The 16,959-nt window shown below is 68.1% G+C and carries 15 protein-coding genes and 1 tRNA gene; 5 read left to right on the forward strand and 11 right to left on the reverse strand.

Annotation, left to right across the window (positions count from 1 at the left end; all coding sequences use genetic code 11):
• Window positions 1–165: 165 nt before the first annotated feature.
• Window positions 166–294 (reverse strand): DLW-39 family protein, encoded by a 129-nt coding sequence (locus B9S61_RS31005; RefSeq protein ID WP_003999697.1) that lies wholly within the window; start codon window positions 292–294, stop codon window positions 166–168.
• Window positions 295–633: 339 nt separating this feature from the next.
• Between B9S61_RS31005 and B9S61_RS31010 the strand changes: the two genes are divergently transcribed.
• Window positions 634–996, forward strand: coding sequence for a DUF6344 domain-containing protein (locus tag B9S61_RS31010; protein ID WP_103545187.1), 363 nt, complete (start codon window positions 634–636; stop codon window positions 994–996).
• Window positions 997–1,238: 242 nt separating this feature from the next.
• Here the strand turns inward: B9S61_RS31010 and B9S61_RS31015 are convergent, their stop codons facing one another.
• The 10 genes from B9S61_RS31015 to dnaA all read right to left on the reverse strand — a co-directional run bounded on the left by B9S61_RS31015 (window position 1,239) and on the right by dnaA (window position 14,403).
• Window positions 1,239–1,472: a hypothetical protein gene (locus B9S61_RS31015; protein ID WP_103545188.1), complete on the reverse strand. Its 234-nt coding sequence runs from the start codon at window positions 1,470–1,472 to the stop codon at window positions 1,239–1,241.
• A gap of 129 nt (window positions 1,473–1,601) precedes the next feature.
• Window positions 1,602–1,678, reverse strand: a tRNA-Ile gene (locus B9S61_RS31020).
• A gap of 121 nt (window positions 1,679–1,799) precedes the next feature.
• Window positions 1,800–2,546, reverse strand: a complete 747-nt coding sequence (locus tag B9S61_RS31025; RefSeq protein WP_103545189.1) for a DUF3566 domain-containing protein — start codon at window positions 2,544–2,546, stop codon at window positions 1,800–1,802.
• 18 nt (window positions 2,547–2,564) lie between these two features.
• The gene (gene gyrA / locus B9S61_RS31030) at window positions 2,565–5,162 is read right to left on the reverse strand and encodes a DNA gyrase subunit A (protein ID WP_103545190.1); all 2,598 of its coding nucleotides are present in this window, start codon (window positions 5,160–5,162) and stop codon (window positions 2,565–2,567) included.
• A 42-nt stretch (window positions 5,163–5,204) separates the two neighbouring features.
• Window positions 5,205–7,265, reverse strand: coding sequence for a DNA topoisomerase (ATP-hydrolyzing) subunit B (gene gyrB / locus B9S61_RS31035; RefSeq protein WP_181007615.1), 2,061 nt, complete (start codon window positions 7,263–7,265; stop codon window positions 5,205–5,207).
• A gap of 434 nt (window positions 7,266–7,699) precedes the next feature.
• Window positions 7,700–8,242, reverse strand: coding sequence for a DUF721 domain-containing protein (locus tag B9S61_RS31040; protein ID WP_103545192.1), 543 nt, complete (start codon window positions 8,240–8,242; stop codon window positions 7,700–7,702).
• Window positions 8,239–9,360 carry a DNA replication/repair protein RecF gene (gene recF / locus B9S61_RS31045; RefSeq protein ID WP_103545193.1) on the reverse strand — a complete coding sequence of 374 codons (1,122 nt, stop codon included), beginning with the start codon at window positions 9,358–9,360 and terminating at the stop codon, window positions 8,239–8,241. The genes B9S61_RS31040 and recF overlap by 4 nt, the downstream gene beginning before the upstream one ends.
• Before the next feature lie 72 nt (window positions 9,361–9,432).
• Window positions 9,433–10,308, reverse strand: a complete 876-nt coding sequence (gene gnd / locus B9S61_RS31050; protein WP_103545194.1) for a phosphogluconate dehydrogenase (NAD(+)-dependent, decarboxylating) — start codon at window positions 10,306–10,308, stop codon at window positions 9,433–9,435.
• A 141-nt stretch (window positions 10,309–10,449) separates the two neighbouring features.
• Entirely contained in the window at window positions 10,450–11,580 is a 1,131-nt protein-coding gene (dnaN, locus tag B9S61_RS31055; RefSeq protein ID WP_103545195.1) for a DNA polymerase III subunit beta, read from the reverse strand.
• 864 nt (window positions 11,581–12,444) lie between these two features.
• Window positions 12,445–14,403 (reverse strand): chromosomal replication initiator protein DnaA, encoded by a 1,959-nt coding sequence (gene dnaA / locus B9S61_RS31065; RefSeq protein WP_103545196.1) that lies wholly within the window; start codon window positions 14,401–14,403, stop codon window positions 12,445–12,447.
• A 376-nt stretch (window positions 14,404–14,779) separates the two neighbouring features.
• Here dnaA and rpmH point away from each other — a divergent pair, with 376 nt between their 5' ends.
• The 4 genes from rpmH to yidC are packed head-to-tail and all read left to right on the forward strand — an operon-like array spanning window position 14,780 to window position 16,950.
• Window positions 14,780–14,917, forward strand: a complete 138-nt coding sequence (gene rpmH / locus B9S61_RS31075) for a 50S ribosomal protein L34 (protein ID WP_003975051.1) — start codon at window positions 14,780–14,782, stop codon at window positions 14,915–14,917.
• Between the two features lie 21 nt (window positions 14,918–14,938).
• Window positions 14,939–15,307, forward strand: a complete 369-nt coding sequence (rnpA, locus tag B9S61_RS31080) for a ribonuclease P protein component (protein ID WP_103545197.1) — start codon at window positions 14,939–14,941, stop codon at window positions 15,305–15,307.
• Window positions 15,304–15,678, forward strand: coding sequence for a membrane protein insertion efficiency factor YidD (gene yidD / locus B9S61_RS31085; RefSeq protein ID WP_103545198.1), 375 nt, complete (start codon window positions 15,304–15,306; stop codon window positions 15,676–15,678). The genes rnpA and yidD overlap by 4 nt, the downstream gene beginning before the upstream one ends.
• 3 nt (window positions 15,679–15,681) lie before the next feature.
• Complete coding sequence (gene yidC / locus B9S61_RS31090) at window positions 15,682–16,950, forward strand: membrane protein insertase YidC (protein ID WP_103545199.1); 1,269 nt, start codon at window positions 15,682–15,684, stop codon at window positions 16,948–16,950.
• Window positions 16,951–16,959 lie beyond the last annotated feature (9 nt).

A 16,959-nucleotide genomic window follows, 5' to 3' on the forward strand; every position in this document is an offset into this window, starting at 1 on the left:
GCCGTACCCTGCCGTCCCCTCACGCGCCACCCCTCGTCGCTGCCCGGACGTCGCACCGTGCCGCCCATCCTGCCCCGTGGACGAGGCCGGCCGACAAGGCCCCGTCACACACAAAACCCCGACCGCGAGGGCGGCCGGGGTCTGTTCAGCGTCGGTTGTCGGTACTCACGAACCCGTGGGCACGGAGTCAGTCGCCTCCGTCCACAGATCCTGCTCGGCGCGATCCGCCTGGATCTGGCGGTACACGAGGAGCCCGCCGATGGCGGCCAGTGCGACCAGGAGAAGCTTCTTCACCGCGCGACCTCGTCTTTCGTTGACGTTGGGGACCTCTGGCGCCCGACTATACACACCGGCCGATACCGATCGGTGACCTGCGTCGGCGCCTCGAACTCCCCACGCGCGCGGCGCAGTAGAGGCGCAGCACCACCGTCCGGCCAGAGGATGATCACATCTCCGAGGGTGTCCATTTCGATGGCTTTTCTGCAATCTCGCGATCTTTTCATCCCTTATGCGCCCATCCGAGTGGTGTTCATCTGAACATCCACGCGCCACGGGCGTCGGTCCACCACTTCGCGGCCCTCATACACATCATGAGGAAAGTACGCAAATCGCCCAACCCGAAAGTGAGGGGCCATGGCCCGGAACAAGGTCATGAAGCTGTGGAACGCCATCGTCACCGCCTTCCTCGCGCTGTGCACGGCGCTCGGACTCATCACCACGACCGCCTCCGCGGCAGTACCGCAGACCGAGAGGACGCGCAACAGCGACAGCGCGCCCAGGACGGCGGAACCGGCGGCGCCCCTCTGGGCCTGGTCACTGAACAGGGCCCTGCCCCCCACGATGAAACAGCGCATCCACGCCGAGGCGCACGGCAAGTCCCCCGGCTGCCGGCACCGCCCCCTCTCGGACGCGGAGCCCGACTCCGCGGACTGCCCGGACGACACGACGTCCCCCCGTCCGGAGCCCGTCACCGGCCGCATCCCGCTCCAGCGCTGAGTTCCACCGCCCCTCCCGAGCCCTCCTCGTGCCGTCGCTGCTCACCGAAGTCCTGGCGAACTTGCGTACAGCACCACGGCACGACGACGACTCCCGGCCGGCGACGGCCCGCCACACCACCCGGCACCGCACCGCACCGCCCCCACGAGAAGATCCCCGCCGTCATCCGGCGAGGGTCCTCTTCGTCGTGTGTACGGCCTCATCGACCGCCCGCGCTCACCGACGACGAGCCGGTCGGCCGGCTAGTCACCCACCTGCCGCCCGCGCTTGCGGGCTTCGCGGCGTTCCCGGGCCCGCCTGTCGTCTTCCCTGATGGCATTGATCTCCTGCCGGATACGCAGGATGAACCAGTAAGCCAGTACGGCGACGCTCAGGCAGCCGATCACCAGCGAAGGCACCGATGGCGCGTCACTCAGGGCCGCCCACGCCGTGATGCCCAGAAAGCAGACACCGAACTTGGTGAACCCAGGGCTCACGGCTCCTCCAAGGGTGATCCGCCGGTCACATGAGCCGGACCACGGCCCGCCCGGCAGATCCACCCACCGGCTGATGCCGGCCGTGGACGCGAAAGACCCCCAGCCGATCCCGGCCGGGGGTCTTCTCGCTGGTGGGGCTAACAGGATTTGAACCTGTGGCCTCATCCTTATCAGGGATGCGCTCTAACCAACTGAGCTATAGCCCCGCCGCGCTCTGCAGTGTATGTTCCGCGCGCTGACTCCTGAAGGTTAGCGCACGACGGGGGCAGTCCCAAAATCGGTTGTCGGGGGGCTTTCAGGGAAGCCGGGGAAAGCGCTGTGAGCAGCTCACTCGTCCTCGGCCAGCGTCAGCTCGACACCACCCACGAAACCGGCGGAGAGGTTGTAGATGAACGCGCCGAGCGTCGCGAGAGCCGTCGCCAGGACGACGTCGATGACGGCGATGATCGTCGTGAACATCAGCACGTTGGGCAGCGACAGGAACGACTGGAGGTCGAAGCCGTTCGACTCGTTGGAGCCGGTCGCCTCCGCGATCGTCCCGCCCACCGACGAGAACACGCCCATGGCGTCCATGACCATCCACAGCACCGCGGACGCGACGATCGTGCAGATGCCGAGGGCGATGGAGAGCAGGAAGCTGACCTTCATCACCGACCAGGGGTCGGCCTTCGCCACCCGCAGGCGTGCCTTGCGTACGCGCGGGGTGGTGCGGGCCCCGGTGCGCGGGCGTCGTACCGCGCCGGTCTGGCCGGCTGACGTACCGGCGGCCTGCGCCGCGTAGGCCTGCGGCGGGTGGTACGGGCCCGTCTGCTGCTGCGGCTGCCGTTCCCCCGGCAGCGGTGAGGCCGTGTGAGCGGCGGCGCCCTGGTCCGGCGCGGCCTGCGGGCCTCGGGTGTCCGTCACGGTTCCCCCCTGGGATCCCTGTCTGTCGGACGCGGAGACGTCCTTGGCGGGCGACTTGATCGCTTGGAGATTGGTCGTGTGCGGATCTGTCGCCCGCGCGGCAGAGCCACGGCCACCGCCGCCCGTCCCCGTATTGGTACCGGCCGGTCCGGCGCCCGTGGCTCCGCTCACGCTGACTCACTCCTCGTGCTACTCGGCCGAGGGCGCCTCACCCTCGTCCGTCCCGGTGGTCGCGTCCCCGTCGGTGGACTCGTCGACGGCCACGTCGCCGTCGACTTCCTCCGCCTCGCGTCCCGCCTCGGCGTTACGGGCGATGCCGACCACGGCATCGCGCTTGCCCAGATTGATCAGTTGGACGCCCATGGTGTCACGGCCGGTTTCCCTGATCTCGTTGACTCGCGTACGAATCACACCGCCCGACAGCGTGATGGCGAGGATCTCGTCGGTCTCCTCGACCACCAGCGCGCCGACGAGGGTCCCGCGGTCCTCGACGATCTTGGCGGCCTTGATACCGAGGCCGCCGCGTCCCTGGACGCGGTACTCGTCGACAGCGGTCCGCTTCGCGTACCCGCCGTCTGTGGCAGTGAACACGAACGTACCGGTTCGAACAACATTCATCGAGAGCAGTTCGTCCCCGGCGCGGAAGCTCATGCCCTTGACGCCCGAGGTCGCACGCCCCATGGGACGCAGCGTGTCGTCCGTCGCGGTGAACCTGATCGACTGCGCCTTCTTGCTGATCAGCAGCAGATCGTCGTCGGCCGAGACGAGTTCGGCGCCGATCAGTTCGTCGTCGGAACCGTCCTCCTGCTCGCGCAGGTTGATGGCGATCACACCGCCCGAGCGCGGCGAGTCGTAGTCCTTCAGCGACGTCTTCTTCACCAGGCCGGCCTTGGTGGCCAGAACCAGGTAGGGCACCGCCTCGTAGTCGCGGATCGCGCGGATCTGGGCGATCGACTCGTCCGGCTGGAAGGCCAGCAGGTTCGCCACGTGCTGCCCGCGCGCGTCCCGGCCGGCGTCCGGAAGCTCGTACGCCTTCACCCGGTAGACCCGGCCCTTGTTCGTGAAGAACAGCAGCCAGTGGTGGGTGGTGGACACGAAGAAGTGGTTGACGATGTCGTCTTCCTTGAGCTTCGTGCCGCGTACGCCCTTGCCGCCGCGCTTCTGGGCCCGGTAGTCGTCGGTCTTGGTGCGCTTGATGTAGCCGCCGCGCGTGACCGTGACGACGATGTCCTCCTCGGCGATCAGGTCCTCGATGGACATGTCGCCCTCGTACGGGATCAGCTTGGTCTTGCGGTCGTCGCCGAACTTGTCGACGATCGCCGCCAGTTCCTTGCTGACGATCTCGCGCTGGCGGACCGGCGAGGCGAGGATCCGGTTGTACTCGTTGATCTTCGCCTGGAGTTCGTCGTGCTCCTGGACGATCTTCTGGCGCTCCAGGGCGGCCAGTCGGCGCAGCTGCATCTCGAGAATGGCGTTGGCCTGGATCTCGTCGATGTCCAGGAGGTCCCGCAGCCCTCCGCGCGCGATCTCGACCGTGTCACTGCGCCGGATCAGCGCGATGACCTCGTCGATGGCGTCCAGGGCCTTCAGCAGACCGCGCAGAATGTGCGCCCGCTCCTCGGCCTTGCGCAGCCGGAAGCGCGTACGGCGGACGATGACCTCGATCTGGTGCGTCACCCAGTGCCGGATGAACGCGTCCAGGGACAGGGTGCGCGGCACACCGTCGACCAGGGCCAGCATGTTGGCGCCGAAGTTGTTCTGCAGGTCGGTGTGCTTGTAGAGGTTGTTCAGGACGACCTTGGCGACCGCGTCCCGCTTCAGCACGATGACCAGGCGCTGGCCCGTGCGCGAGGAGGTCTCGTCGCGCACGTCGGCGATGCCGCCGATCCTGCCGTCCTTCACCAGGTCGGCGATCTTCTGCGCCAGGTTGTCGGGGTTGGTCTGGTACGGCAGCTCCGTGACCACCAGACACTGGCGGTTCTGGATCTCCTCGACCTCGACCACCGCGCGCATGGTGATCGAGCCGCGGCCCGTGCGGTACGCCTCCTCGATGCCCTTGCGGCCGACCACGAGGGCGCCGGTCGGGAAGTCGGGGCCCTTGATGCGCTCGATCAGCGCGTCCAGGAGCTCCTCGTTGGAGGCCTCGGGGTTCTCCAGGTACCACTGGGCACCGGACGCCACCTCGCGCAGGTTGTGCGGCGGGATGTTGGTCGCCATACCGACCGCGATCCCCGCCGAGCCGTTGATCAGCAGGTTCGGGAAGCGGGCCGGCAGGACGGTCGGCTCCTGGGAGCGTCCGTCGTAGTTGTCCGTGAAGTCGACGGTCTCCTCGTCGATGTCACGGACCATCTCCATCGACAGCGGCGCCATCTTGCACTCGGTGTAACGCATCGCCGCCGCCGGGTCGTTGCCCGGGGAGCCGAAGTTGCCGTTGGAGTCCACCAGCGGCATCCGCATCGACCACGGCTGCGCGAGCCGGACCAGCGCGTCGTAGATCGAGGAGTCGCCGTGCGGGTGGTAGTTGCCCATGACGTCGCCGACCACGCGGGCGCACTTGTAGAAGCCGCGCTCCGGGCGGTAGCCGCCGTCGTACATGGCGTACAGCACCCGGCGGTGGACGGGCTTGAGGCCGTCCCGGACGTCGGGCAGCGCACGCGAGACGATGACGGACATCGCGTAGTCGAGGTAGGAGCGCTGCATCTCCGTCTCGAGCCCGACCGGCTCGACGCGCATGGCGGCGGCGTCCACGTCCTCGAGGGGCGTGACGGGAGTGTTCTCGTCGGTCATTGCTGGTGAAAGTCCTTCCTGGTGCGGTCAGCTGAGACCGACTCAGATGTCGAGGAACCGGACGTCCTTGGCGTTGCGCTGGATGAACGCGCGGCGCGCCTCGACGTCCTCGCCCATCAGGACCGAGAACAGGTCGTCGGCCTGGGCTGCGTCGTCCAGGGTGACCTGGCCGAGGACGCGGTGCTCCTGGTCCATCGTGGTGATGCGCAGTTCCTCGGCGTTCATCTCGCCGAGGCCCTTGAAGCGCTGCACGGAGTCCTCACGGATGCGCTTGCCGGCGTTGCGGCCCATCTCGATCAGCGCGTCGCGCTCACGGTCGGAGTACGCGTACTCGAAGTCGTCCTTGCCCCACTTGATCTTGTAGAGCGGGGGACGGGAGAGGAACACGTGCCCGGCCTCGACCAGCGGCCGCATGAAGCGGAACAGGAACGTCAGCAGCAGGGTGTTGATGTGCTGGCCGTCGACGTCGGCGTCCGCCATCAGAATGATCTTGTGATAGCGGAGCTTCTCGATGTCGAAGTCCTCGTGCACCCCGGTGCCGAACGCGGAGATCATCGCCTGGATCTCCTGGTTCTGCAGGATCCGGTCGATGCGCGCCTTCTCGACGTTGAGGATCTTGCCGCGGATCGGGAGGATCGCCTGGTACTGCGGGTTGCGGCCGGACTTGGCCGAACCGCCGGCGGAGTCGCCCTCGACGATGAAGATCTCGCACTTGACGGGGTCGTTGGACTGACAGTCGGACAGCTTGCCCGGCAGGGACGCCGACTCCAGCAGGCCCTTGCGCCGGGTGAGGTCGCGGGCCTTGCGGGCCGCCACACGCGCGGTGGCCGCCGCGATGCCCTTGCGGATGATGTCCGCGGCCTCGTTGGGGTTGCGGTCCAGCCAGTCGTTGAGGTGCTCGTAGACGACCTTCTGGACGAAGGTCTTCACCTCGGTGTTGCCCAGCTTGGTCTTGGTCTGGCCCTCGAACTGCGGCTCGCTCAGCTTGACCGAGATGATCGCGGTCAGACCCTCGCGGATGTCGTCACCCGTGAGGTTGTCGTCCTTGTCGCGCAGCAGCTTCTTGTCCCGCGCGTACTTGTTGATGAGCGAGGTGAGCGCCGCGCGGAAGCCCTCCTCGTGCGTACCGCCCTCGTGGGTGTGGATGATGTTGGCGAACGAGTACACGCCCTCGTTGTAGCCGCCGTTCCACTGCATCGCGACCTCGAGGGAGAGCTGCCTCTCCCTGTCCTCGGCCTCCAGGTCGATCACGGTGGGGTGCACCGGATCGCCCTTGCGGGAGTTGAGGTACTTCACGAAGTCGACGATGCCGCCCTCGTAGTGGTACGAGACGGACTTGACCTCGTGCTTCTCGTCCTCGCCCGCCTCGTCCGCACCGGCGGTGGCCTTCGCCGACTCGCGCTCGTCGGTGAGGTTGATCCTCAGGCCCTTGTTGAGGAACGCCATCTCCTGGAAACGCCGCGAGAGGGTCTCGAAGGAGTACTCGGTGGTCTCGAAGACGTCGGGGTCGGCCCAGAACGTGACCGTCGTACCGGAGTCCTCGACCGCCTCGTGCTTGGCGAGCGGCGCGGTGGGGACGCCCAACTTGTAGTCCTGCGTCCAGCGGTGGCCGTCCGTCCTGATCTCCACGGCGACCCTGGACGACAGGGCGTTCACCACGGAGACGCCCACGCCGTGCAGACCGCCGGAGACCGCGTAGCCGCCGCCGCCGAACTTGCCGCCCGCGTGCAGCACCGTCAGCACGACCTCGACGGCCGGCTTGCCCTCGGAGGGGACGATGCCCACCGGGATGCCGCGGCCGTTGTCGACGACCCGGACGCCGCCGTCGGCGAGGATCGTCACGTCGATCGTGTCCGCGTGACCGGCCAGCGCCTCGTCGACGGAGTTGTCGACGACTTCCTGCACCAGGTGGTGCAGCCCTCGCTCACCGGTTGAACCGATGTACATACCGGGTCGCTTGCGGACCGCGTCCAGACCCTCGAGGACGGTGATCGCACTGGCGTCGTACGAGGCGGTGACCTCGTGGCCCGAGGTGGTCGCCTCGCTGTTCACGCCGGTGTCGGTGGACGGGATGTTCTCGTTGGGGTTGCCGGAATCGGCCACGAAGCGCCCTTTCTGGCACAGCACGAGCCGGGCTCGTCGGCAGGTTGCCGGAGCGGCTGCGGCATGTTGCGTTGGTAAGCCTTGATCAGCGTTGCTCAGCTTTTCCCGGGCGGTCCCCACGATCGGGGCGGGATTGCCTCCCAGTCTACCGGTAGCGCTGACATCGATGGGGGTTTGCGGGCACCTGAGTCCGCATGTGCCGCCCTCAATCGGTCTCGTCCGACTCCCGATATGCGGATGGGGGCCCCAAGAGCCCCACGACGGCACTCAGCGCTTCCGGCCGTCAACCCTTTGCTACTTAGGAGTCAGGTAGTGATGCACGACCCTGCGCGGCGGCACGGCGAAACCCCCGCCGACGGCCCGGACACCCCACCGGAGACCCCTGATGTGATGTCGGTCACGTGTGGACAAGGGGCCGGAAAAGGACCGTCCGATCACCCGTACGTGTCACCCGGACCGGTGCTTCCCGGGGCACGCAGCGGCCCGAAACGACGGGCCGGCCCGGTGGGGCCGACGACCTTGATCAGCCGCACCGTGCCATGGCCCAGGTCCTCGTTCAGCCGTGCGACCAGAGTCGGCGCGAGCAGCCGCAGATTCGTCGCCCAGGCCGTGGAGTCGCAGCGCACCACCAGCACCCGCTCGTCCTCGTCGTACCGCTCGGGCTCGCAGTGCTTGGCCACGTCCTCACCGACGATCTCCCGCCAGCGTCCCATCACCCCGCCCACCGCGGCCGGGGCCTCCCAGCCGCGCTCGGTGAGCAGCCGGTTGATCGCCGCGCCGAGCGCCATCGGGTCGCGCCGGTCGGCACGCGCGCCGGAACGCAGGCCCCCACGCCGCGCCTGCTTCTTCTGCTGCGCCGCGTCCCCTCGCGCGCGTGCCACCTCCTTGGCCGCGCGCAGGGCCACACGCGCGAGATCGACACCGGAGGGCTCGGGAGCCCTTCCGGCACCGCTTCCGGGCGTGTCCCGCTCGCTCATACGCGCTCCACCGTTCCCTCGGCCACGGTGAACCGCGTACCCGCCAGCACATGAGGCACGTCGTCGTCGACGGCCGCGGTCACCAGCACCTGCTCACCGGGCGCGACCAGCTCGGCCAGCCGCTCACGGCGGCGCGTGTCCAGTTCGGCGAAGACGTCGTCCAGCACCAGCACCGGCTCGTTGCCCTCGGCACGCAGCAGGTCGTACGAGGCCAGCCGCAGCGCCAGCGCGTAGGACCAGGACTCGCCGTGCGAGGCGTAGCCCTTGGCGGGCAGCCGGCCCAGCTTGAGCAGCAGGTCGTCGCGGTGCGGACCGACCAGGGTGACACCCCGTTCGATCTCCTGCTTGCGGGCCTGCGCGAGCGCCGCCATCACCTGTTCGAACAGGTCCTCGCGCGTGTGCGCCTCGCCGGGCGCGGAGGGCTTGTACTCCAGGGCGACCGGTCCGCCGCCCGGCGCGAGCTGTTCGTACGCCTTGTCGGCCAGCGGCTGGAGCACGCCGATCAGGTCCACGCGCTGCGCCAGGAGCTCGGCGCCCGCCCGCGCGAGGTGCTGGTCCCAGACGTCCAGCGTGGACAGGTCCAGCGTGCGCCCGCCGTGCCGGCGGGCCAGCGCGGTCGACTTCAGCAGGGTGTTGCGCTGCTTGAGCACCCGGTCGTAGTCGGAGCGGACACCGGCCATGCGCGGAGAGCGCGCGGTGATCAGTTCGTCGAGGAACCGGCGCCGCTCCCCGGGATCGCCCTTCACCAGGGACAGGTCCTCGGGCGCGAACAGCACGGTGCGCACGATGCCCAGCACGTCCCGGGGCCTGACCTGCGAGGACCTGTTGATGCGGGCTCGGTTGGCGCGGCCCGGGTTGAGCTCCAGCTCGACCAGCTGCTGCCGCTCGCCCTGGCGGACCTGGGCGCGGATGATCGCGCGGTCGGCGCCCATGCGGACCAGCGGGGCGTCGGAGGAGACCCGGTGGCTCCCGAGGGTGGCGAGATAGCCCACCGCCTCGACGAGGTTCGTCTTGCCCTGTCCGTTGGGGCCCACGAAAGCCGTCACCCCCGGGTCGAGCGGGACCTCGACCCGGGGATAGGAGCGGAAGTCGGCCAGCGACAGGTGCGTGACGTGCATGGTCGTTTCGCCGACCTCCCGCGGCGTTGCGGACCGCCGGGCGGTCCTGTGGACAGTCGAGTCCTCTGTGGACTACTTCTTCTCGACCGCGTGGCCGCCGAACTGGTTCCGCAGCGCCGCGATCATCTTCATCTGCGGCGAGTCCTCCTGACGGGAGGCGAACCGCGCGAACAGCGAGGCCGTGATCGCGGGCAGCGGGACCGCGTGGTCGATCGCCGCCTCCACCGTCCAGCGTCCCTCACCGGAGTCCTGTGCGTAACCCCGGAGCCCGTCCAGGTGCTCGTCCTCGTCGAGGGCGTCGACCGCGAGGTCCAGCAGCCAGGAACGGATGACGGTGCCCTCCTGCCAGGAGCGGAACACCTCCCGGACGTCCGTCACCGAGTCGACCTTCTCGAGCAGCTCCCAGCCCTCGGCGTAGGCCTGCATCATGGCGTACTCGATGCCGTTGTGGACCATCTTCGCGAAGTGCCCCGCACCCACCTTGCCGGCGTGCACCGAACCGAAGTCGCCCTCCGGCTTGAGGGCGTCGAATATCGGCCGCACCTTGGCGACGTCCTCCTGGTCGCCGCCGTACATCAGCGCGTAGCCGTTCTCCAGCCCCCAGACGCCGCCGGAGACACCGCAGTCGACGAACCCGATGCCCTTCTCCGCCAGTTCCCCGGCGTGCTTCTCGTCGTCCGTCCAGCGGGAGTTGCCGCCGTCCACGACGACGTCACCCGGCTCGAGGAGACCGGCGAGCTCGTCGATGGTGGACTGGGTCGGCTCACCGGCCGGGACCATCACCCACACCACGCGGGGGTCGCTGAGTCTGCCCACAAGCTCCTGCAGGCTGTGGACATCGGCGACGTCCGGGTTGCGGTCGTATCCGTGGACGGTGTGGCCCGCGCGGCGGATCCGCTCGCGCATGTTGCCGCCCATCTTGCCGAGGCCGACGAGACCGAGCTCCATCAGTTGAGTTCCTTAGGTATGCGATGTGGCGTGACGGCACGAACGTGCCGGCGTCCGAGCCTAAACCCGGACGCTCGCGCACATCTGTGGGCATACGCGCTCACACGCACACCCTCACCTGCGGCTTTCGCCGCGCGGTACTCAGCCGCTCAGCCGCACCGGCATGATCAGGTACTTGTAGGCCTCGTCCGCCTCCGCGTCCACCGCCGGCCGGCCGCTCAGCAGCGCGGGCTTGGTGGACGTGGTGAACGACAGCTGGGCGACCGGGGAGTCGATGGCGCTCAGACCGTCCAGCAGGAACGTCGGGTTGAAGGCGATGGAGATGTCGTCGCCCTCCAACTGGGCGTCGACCCTCTCCACAGCCTGTGCGTCGTCGCTGGAACCGGCCTCCAGGATGAGCACGCCCTGCTCGAAGCTCAGCCGCACCGGGGTGTTCCGCTCGGCGACCAGGGCCACGCGCTTGACGGCCTCCACGAAGGGGGCCGTCTCGATCACTGCGACGCTGTTGAACTCCGTCGGGAAGAGCGTGCGGTACTTCGGGAGGTCGCCCTCCAGCAGCCGCGTGGTGGTGCGGCGGCCGGCGCCCTCGAAACCGATCAGGCCTTCGCCCGCGCCCGAGCCGGACAGCGCCAGGATGACCTGGTCACCGCTGGTCAGCGCCCGGGCGGTGTCCTGGAGCGTCTTGGCGGGCACCAGGGCGACCGCGGAGACCTCCGGGTTCTCCGGCTTCCACAGGAACTCGCGGACCGCGAAGCGGTAGCGGTCGGTGGAGGCGAGTGTGACCGTGTCGCCCTCGATCTCGATGCGCACACCCGTGAGGACGGGCAGCGTGTCGTCACGGCCGGCCGCGATGGCGACCTGCTGCACGGCGGAGGCGAAGACCTCGCCGGGGACCGTGCCCGTCGCGTTCGGCATCTGCGGCAGGGCCGGGTACTCCTCCACAGGCAGTGTGTGGAGGGTGAAGCGCGAGGAACCGCACACCACCGTCGCCCGTACACCGTCTGTGGAGATCTCCACCGGCCGGTTGGGCAGGGCCCGGGAGATGTCGGCCAGCAGCCGGCCGGAGACCAGTACCGTGCCCTCCTCCTCGACCTCCGCCTCGACCGACACCCGCGCGGAGACCTCGTAGTCGAAGCTGGACAGGCTCAGCTGGCCGTTCTCGGCCTTCAGCAGCAGGCCGGCGAGGACAGGGGCCGGCGGACGGGCCGGGAGGCTGCGCGCCGCCCAGGCCACTGCCTCCGCGAGTACGTCGCGTTCCACCCGGATCTTCACTGTTGCCGCCTCCTGCTGTTGCCGGCGCTTCTCGCCCTGCCTGGCTTCGTCGTCTGACTCGGTGTCGTCGGCCTCTGAGCCGGGAAGGACACCGGGACCAGTCTGACGCACCGCACTGACAGTAGGTGCCCGTCGGGGTCAAGTCGTGACGAGGGGCAGTCGGGGCCGAGACAGCGAGTTGTGCACAGGACCCACTTCGAAACGGATTCCTCACTCTCTCTAGTCAGGAGTAGTAGTAGGGCCTGTGGATACCGTGGATAACCTCGTTTGCCCAGCTCAGCCCAGGTTTTTTGTCCACGGGCCCTGTGGGCGGAGCCGGTGGACAACCAGGCGTATCTGTGGAGAACAGAAAGTTCTGCACACACCGTGCACAGGGAGGGGCGAGTTCTCCCCAGCTCCGTCCCCAGGTTTTCGGCGCTTTCCCACAGGCACCCATGGCACCTTGATGTGACGCCTTTCACTCGCCCCGGTGAGAGAGCGCGTCGCATTGCCGAACAGTGGACAGCCGTGTGGAGAAGCGGGCGATCACTGGGGACAACCGGCCCTAGCCTGTGGGTTGTCCGTGGACAACTTCGTGCACAGGCTGTGGATCGCCGCTCTGTCCACAACCTGTGGAGATCGTTCGTCCACGAATCCACAGGCAGGTGACCTGGGTCGATTGTCCATCGGTCGGCCGAGCTGTGGACAAGATCGGGACAACTTTCCGGTCCCCAGCATGTGGACGGAAAAAAGTAGCCGAATCTGTGGAGGACGGCCGTAACCCGGCTCTGAAATCGAACAGCGGGGGCGGCCGACGTACGGCTGGCGCACGAAGAAGGGCGCCTCCGGATCCCTCCGGAGGCGCCCTGGTCGGATCAGGGGCCCTCAGCCGGCCTTGATGCGGTTGGTGAGCTCGGTGACCTGGTTGTAGATCGAGCGCCGTTCGGCCATCAGATTGCGGATCTTCCGGTCGGCGTGCATCACCGTGGTGTGGTCGCGGCCGCCGAACAGCGCGCCGATCTTCGGCAGCGACAGGTCCGTCAGTTCCCGGCACAGGTACATGGCGATCTGCCGGGCGGTCACCAGCGCGCGTCCGCGCGAGGTGCCGCACAGGTCCTCCACCGTGAGGCCGAAGTAGTCGGCGGTGGCGCCCATGATGGCCGTGGAGGTGATCTCCGGGGCGGAGTCGTCGCCCCCGGGCATCAGATCCTTCAGGACGATCTCCGTCAGCCCCAGATCCACCGGCTGCCGGTTGAGCGAGGCGAACGCCGTCACCCGGATCAGCGCGCCCTCCAGCTCACGGATGTTCCGCGAGATCCGGGAGGCGATGAACTCCAGTACCTCCGGCGGGGCGTTGAGCTGCTCCTGCACCGCCTTCTTGCGCAGGATCGCGATGCGCGTCTCCAGCTCCGGCGGCTGGACGTCGGTGATCAGTCCCCACTCGAAACGGTTCCGCAGCCGGTCCTCCAGCGTGACCAGCTGCTTGGGCGGCCGGTCGCTGGAGAGCACGATCTGCTTGTTGGCGTTGTGGAGGGTGTTGAAGGTGTGGAAGAACTCCTCCTGCGTCGACTCCTTGTCCGCCAGGAACTGGATGTCGTCGACGAGCAGGATGTCCATCTCGCGGTAGCGCTTGCGGAAGCTGTCGCCCTTGCCGTCGCGGATGGAGTTGATGAACTCGTTGGTGAACTCCTCCGAGCTCACGTACCGCACGCGCGTACCCGGGTAGAGGCTTCTCGCGTAGTGCCCGATCGCGTGCAGCAGATGGGTCTTGCCCAGGCCGGACTCCCCGTAGATGAACAGGGGGTTGTACGCCTTGGCCGGCGCCTCGGCGACCGCGACCGCGGCGGCGTGCGCGAAGCGGTTGGACGCGCCGATGACGAACGTGTCGAACAGGTACTTCGGGTTCAGCCGTGCGGTGGGCTCACCGGGGCCGGTGGCCGGGGCCGGCTGTGCCGCCAGCGGACCGGGCGCCCCGGTGGTGGGCAGGTTCGGACCCACGGGACCGCCGCGGTGGACATGTCCCGAGCCGGCGGGCAGTTCGCGGCGCCGGGCGTCGCGCTGGGCGTAGTCGCCGCGCGACGAGTCGTAGTCCGAGCGCTGCTGTTCGTAGGACGACGGCCGGTCCATCGGCTGCGGGCGGTAGTCCTGTGAGGGCGCGCCGCCGTAGCCGTCCTGGTGACCGTACGAGTCCTGCGGACCGTAACTCTCCTGCGACGGTGAGGCGTACGGGTCCCGCTCCGGGAAGCCGAGGCGCTGCTGCTGCCACCCGTAGTCCTCCTGCGGCGGCCGCGGCCAGGAGCCGGGCTCGGGCCGCTGGTACTCCGAGGGGTAGGCGGGGCGGGCCGTGGGGAGCTGGTCGCCGGACGGGCCCTGCTGTTGGTCGTTGCGACGGCGGCCATAGCCGTCGTAACCGTCGTACGGCTCGCGCCCCTCGTACGGCTCGCGCTCCTGCCGGTCCGGACGGTCGCGGTGGTCCGGACGGTCGGAACGGTCCTGGCGGACGGTGGGGAGCTCCGGCTCCTCGTAACGCTGCTGGGACCGGGGGACCGGCGGCGCGGAGGGCTCGCCGACGGTGTCGTCGACCGTGATCGCGATCCGGATCGGGCGGCCGCACTCGCGGCTCAGGCTCTCGCTGACGACGGGCGCGAGGCGGCCCTCGAGGACGCCCTTGGCGAACTCGTTCGGTACGGCGAGCAGAGCCGTGTCGGCGACCAGCGCCAGCGGCTGACAGCGCCGGATCCAGTGCTCGTCCTTGCCCTCTACTCCCTGTCCGCGGCCTTCACCGAGAAGTTGTTCCAGTACGCGTGGCCACACTGCGGCAAGATCGGCAGGTACGTCAGCCACAGGGCACGCTCTCTCACAGGTCCCTCGATCGTGTGATGCGGAGGACGGGTCGGGATGTAAATCGGGTGGTGGAGGGTCAAGGGAACGAATCGGAGTTCAGCCACGGTAGTCAGCGCGGCCGGTATGGTTCAAGTTGTTGTCCCCAGGCTGTGGACAAGTGTCTCCCGGCGACCGCTGGTTTGACCGAATGGCGCAGCCGCGCGTACCGTAAACAGGTCGAGTTGTCGATGGCTGCTGCCGCCTGCCTCCGATGGGCACAGATCGCGCAAGATGATCGGTCAGCGGTGCACTCGGGCGTAAACGCGAGCTACTCGTGGGCGCACGGTGACAGCCAGGACGGCACCCCGCAAACACCGATTCTTTCTGGAGCCCCCGAGTGAGCAAGCGCACCTTCCAGCCGAACAACCGCCGCCGCGCCAAGACCCACGGCTTCCGGTTGCGTATGCGCACCCGTGCCGGCCGCGCGATCCTCGCGACCCGCCGCAGCAAGGGTCGCGCCCGTCTGTCCGCCTGATCCCGGTCAGGTCGTGAAGTCGTGCTGCCCACCGACAACCGGCTGAGGCGGCGCGAGGACTTCGCGACCGCGGTACGACGAGGGCGCCGGGCCGGGCGCCGGCATCTCGTCGTCCACCTTCGTAGCGGTGCAACGGACCCGCATGCGCCTGGGGAGAGCGCTCCCCCGGCGCGTGCGGGTTTCGTCGTGAGCAAGGCGGTGGGTGGCGCGGTGGTGCGCAACAAGGTGAAGCGCAGGCTGCGTCATCTGATGCGCGAACGAGTCGACCAGCTGCCCCCCGGTAGCCTGGTAGTCGTACGAGCGCTGCCCGGTGCGGGCGACGCCGACCATGCACAACTGGCCCAAGACCTGGACGCCGCCCTGCGGCGGCTGGGAGGGGGCGCGCGATGAAGTACCCACTGCTGGCTCTGATCAAGATCTACCAGTGGACGATCAGTCCACTGCTGGGGCCGGTGTGCAAGTACTACCCGTCGTGTTCCCACTACGGCTTCACGGCCATCGACCGGCACGGTGCCTTCAAGGGCACAGCACTCACGGCCTGGCGCATTCTGCGGTGCAATCCGTGGTCGCTGGGCGGTGTGGACCATGTTCCGCCGCGCAAGCGTCCGCGGTGGCACGAAATGCTGCGTAACGCCTGGCGTGCACGCAAGGGCGGGACCTCCGCCGCCGAACCGGCCACCGAGGGACAGACTTCCCCCACAGGTCCGACGAGTCCTTCGAGCCCGGCCGCAGAGACCCCGTCCCATGCCCAAGGAGCATGATTAGTGGACACGATTGCCAGCCTCTTCAGCTTCATCACAACCCCTGTCTCCTGGGTCATCGTCCAGTTCCACAGCGTGTACGGCGCCCTTTTCGGCCCTGACACCGGATGGGCCTGGGGCCTGTCCATCGTGTCCCTGGTGATTCTGATCCGTATCTGCCTGATCCCGCTCTTCGTGAAGCAGATCAAGGCGACGCGTGCGATGCAGACGCTCCAGCCGGAGATGAAGAAGATCCAGGAGCGCTACAAGAACGACCGGCAGCGCCAGTCCGAAGAGATGATGAAGCTCTACAAGGAGACGGGTACCAACCCGCTCTCCTCGTGTCTTCCCATCCTGGCCCAGTCGCCGTTCTTCTTCGCCCTGTACCACGTGCTCAACAGCATCGCGTCGAACGACACCGTCGGCGTGATCAACGAGCGTCTGCTCGAGAGCGCGCAGAAGGCCCACATCTTCGGTGCCCCGCTCGCGGCGAAGTTCACGGACAGCTCGGACAAGGTCGAGGCGCTGAACTCCTCGCTGACCGACGTCCGCATCGTCACCGCGATCATGATCGTCCTGATGTCGGCGTCGCAGTTCTACACGCAGCGCCAGCTGATGACGAAGAACGTCGACACCTCGGTCAAGACGCCGTTCATGCAGCAGCAGAAGATGCTGATGTACGTCTTCCCCATCATGTTCGCCGTCTTCGGCATCAACTTCCCGGTCGGTGTCCTCGTCTACTGGCTGACCACCAACGTGTGGACCATGGGCCAGCAGATGTACGTCATCCACAACAACCCCACGCCGGGTTCCAAGGCCCAGTCCGCGTACCTGGAGCGCCTCTCCAAGCACGTCACCCGGCACGGCAGGACCCGTAACCGGCGTGAGCGCGCCATCGTCAAGGCCATCGTCGCCAAGGGCCGGGACCGCAACGAGTACGAGCGCAAGTTCATCAACGGTCTGAACAAGGCAGGCCTCGCGGCTCAGACCGACGGCATGGTGATCAAGAGCGAGGGCACGGCCGCGGCACAGGCGGAGGACGGTACGGCCACCGGAGCCGTCCCCAAGCGGCAGCAGCCCAAGCGGCAGAGCAAGTCCCAGCGCCAGTCCGGCACGGCCAAGGCGGCGGACGAGCCCACCACGTCGCTCACCAAGTCCGACGCGCCCGAGGACAGCAAGCCTGCCTCCGCTGCCGCGAAGGGCAACGCCAAGCCCGGCGGCAGTACCCGCAGCAAGGCCCAGTCCGGACAGCGCAAGGGCCCGCAGCGGCCCAAGTCCCCGTCCAAGAAGTAAGAAGGAGTC

This window comes from Streptomyces sp. SM1, from assembly GCF_002910825.1.
GTDB lineage: Bacteria > Actinomycetota > Actinomycetes > Streptomycetales > Streptomycetaceae > Streptomyces > Streptomyces okerensis.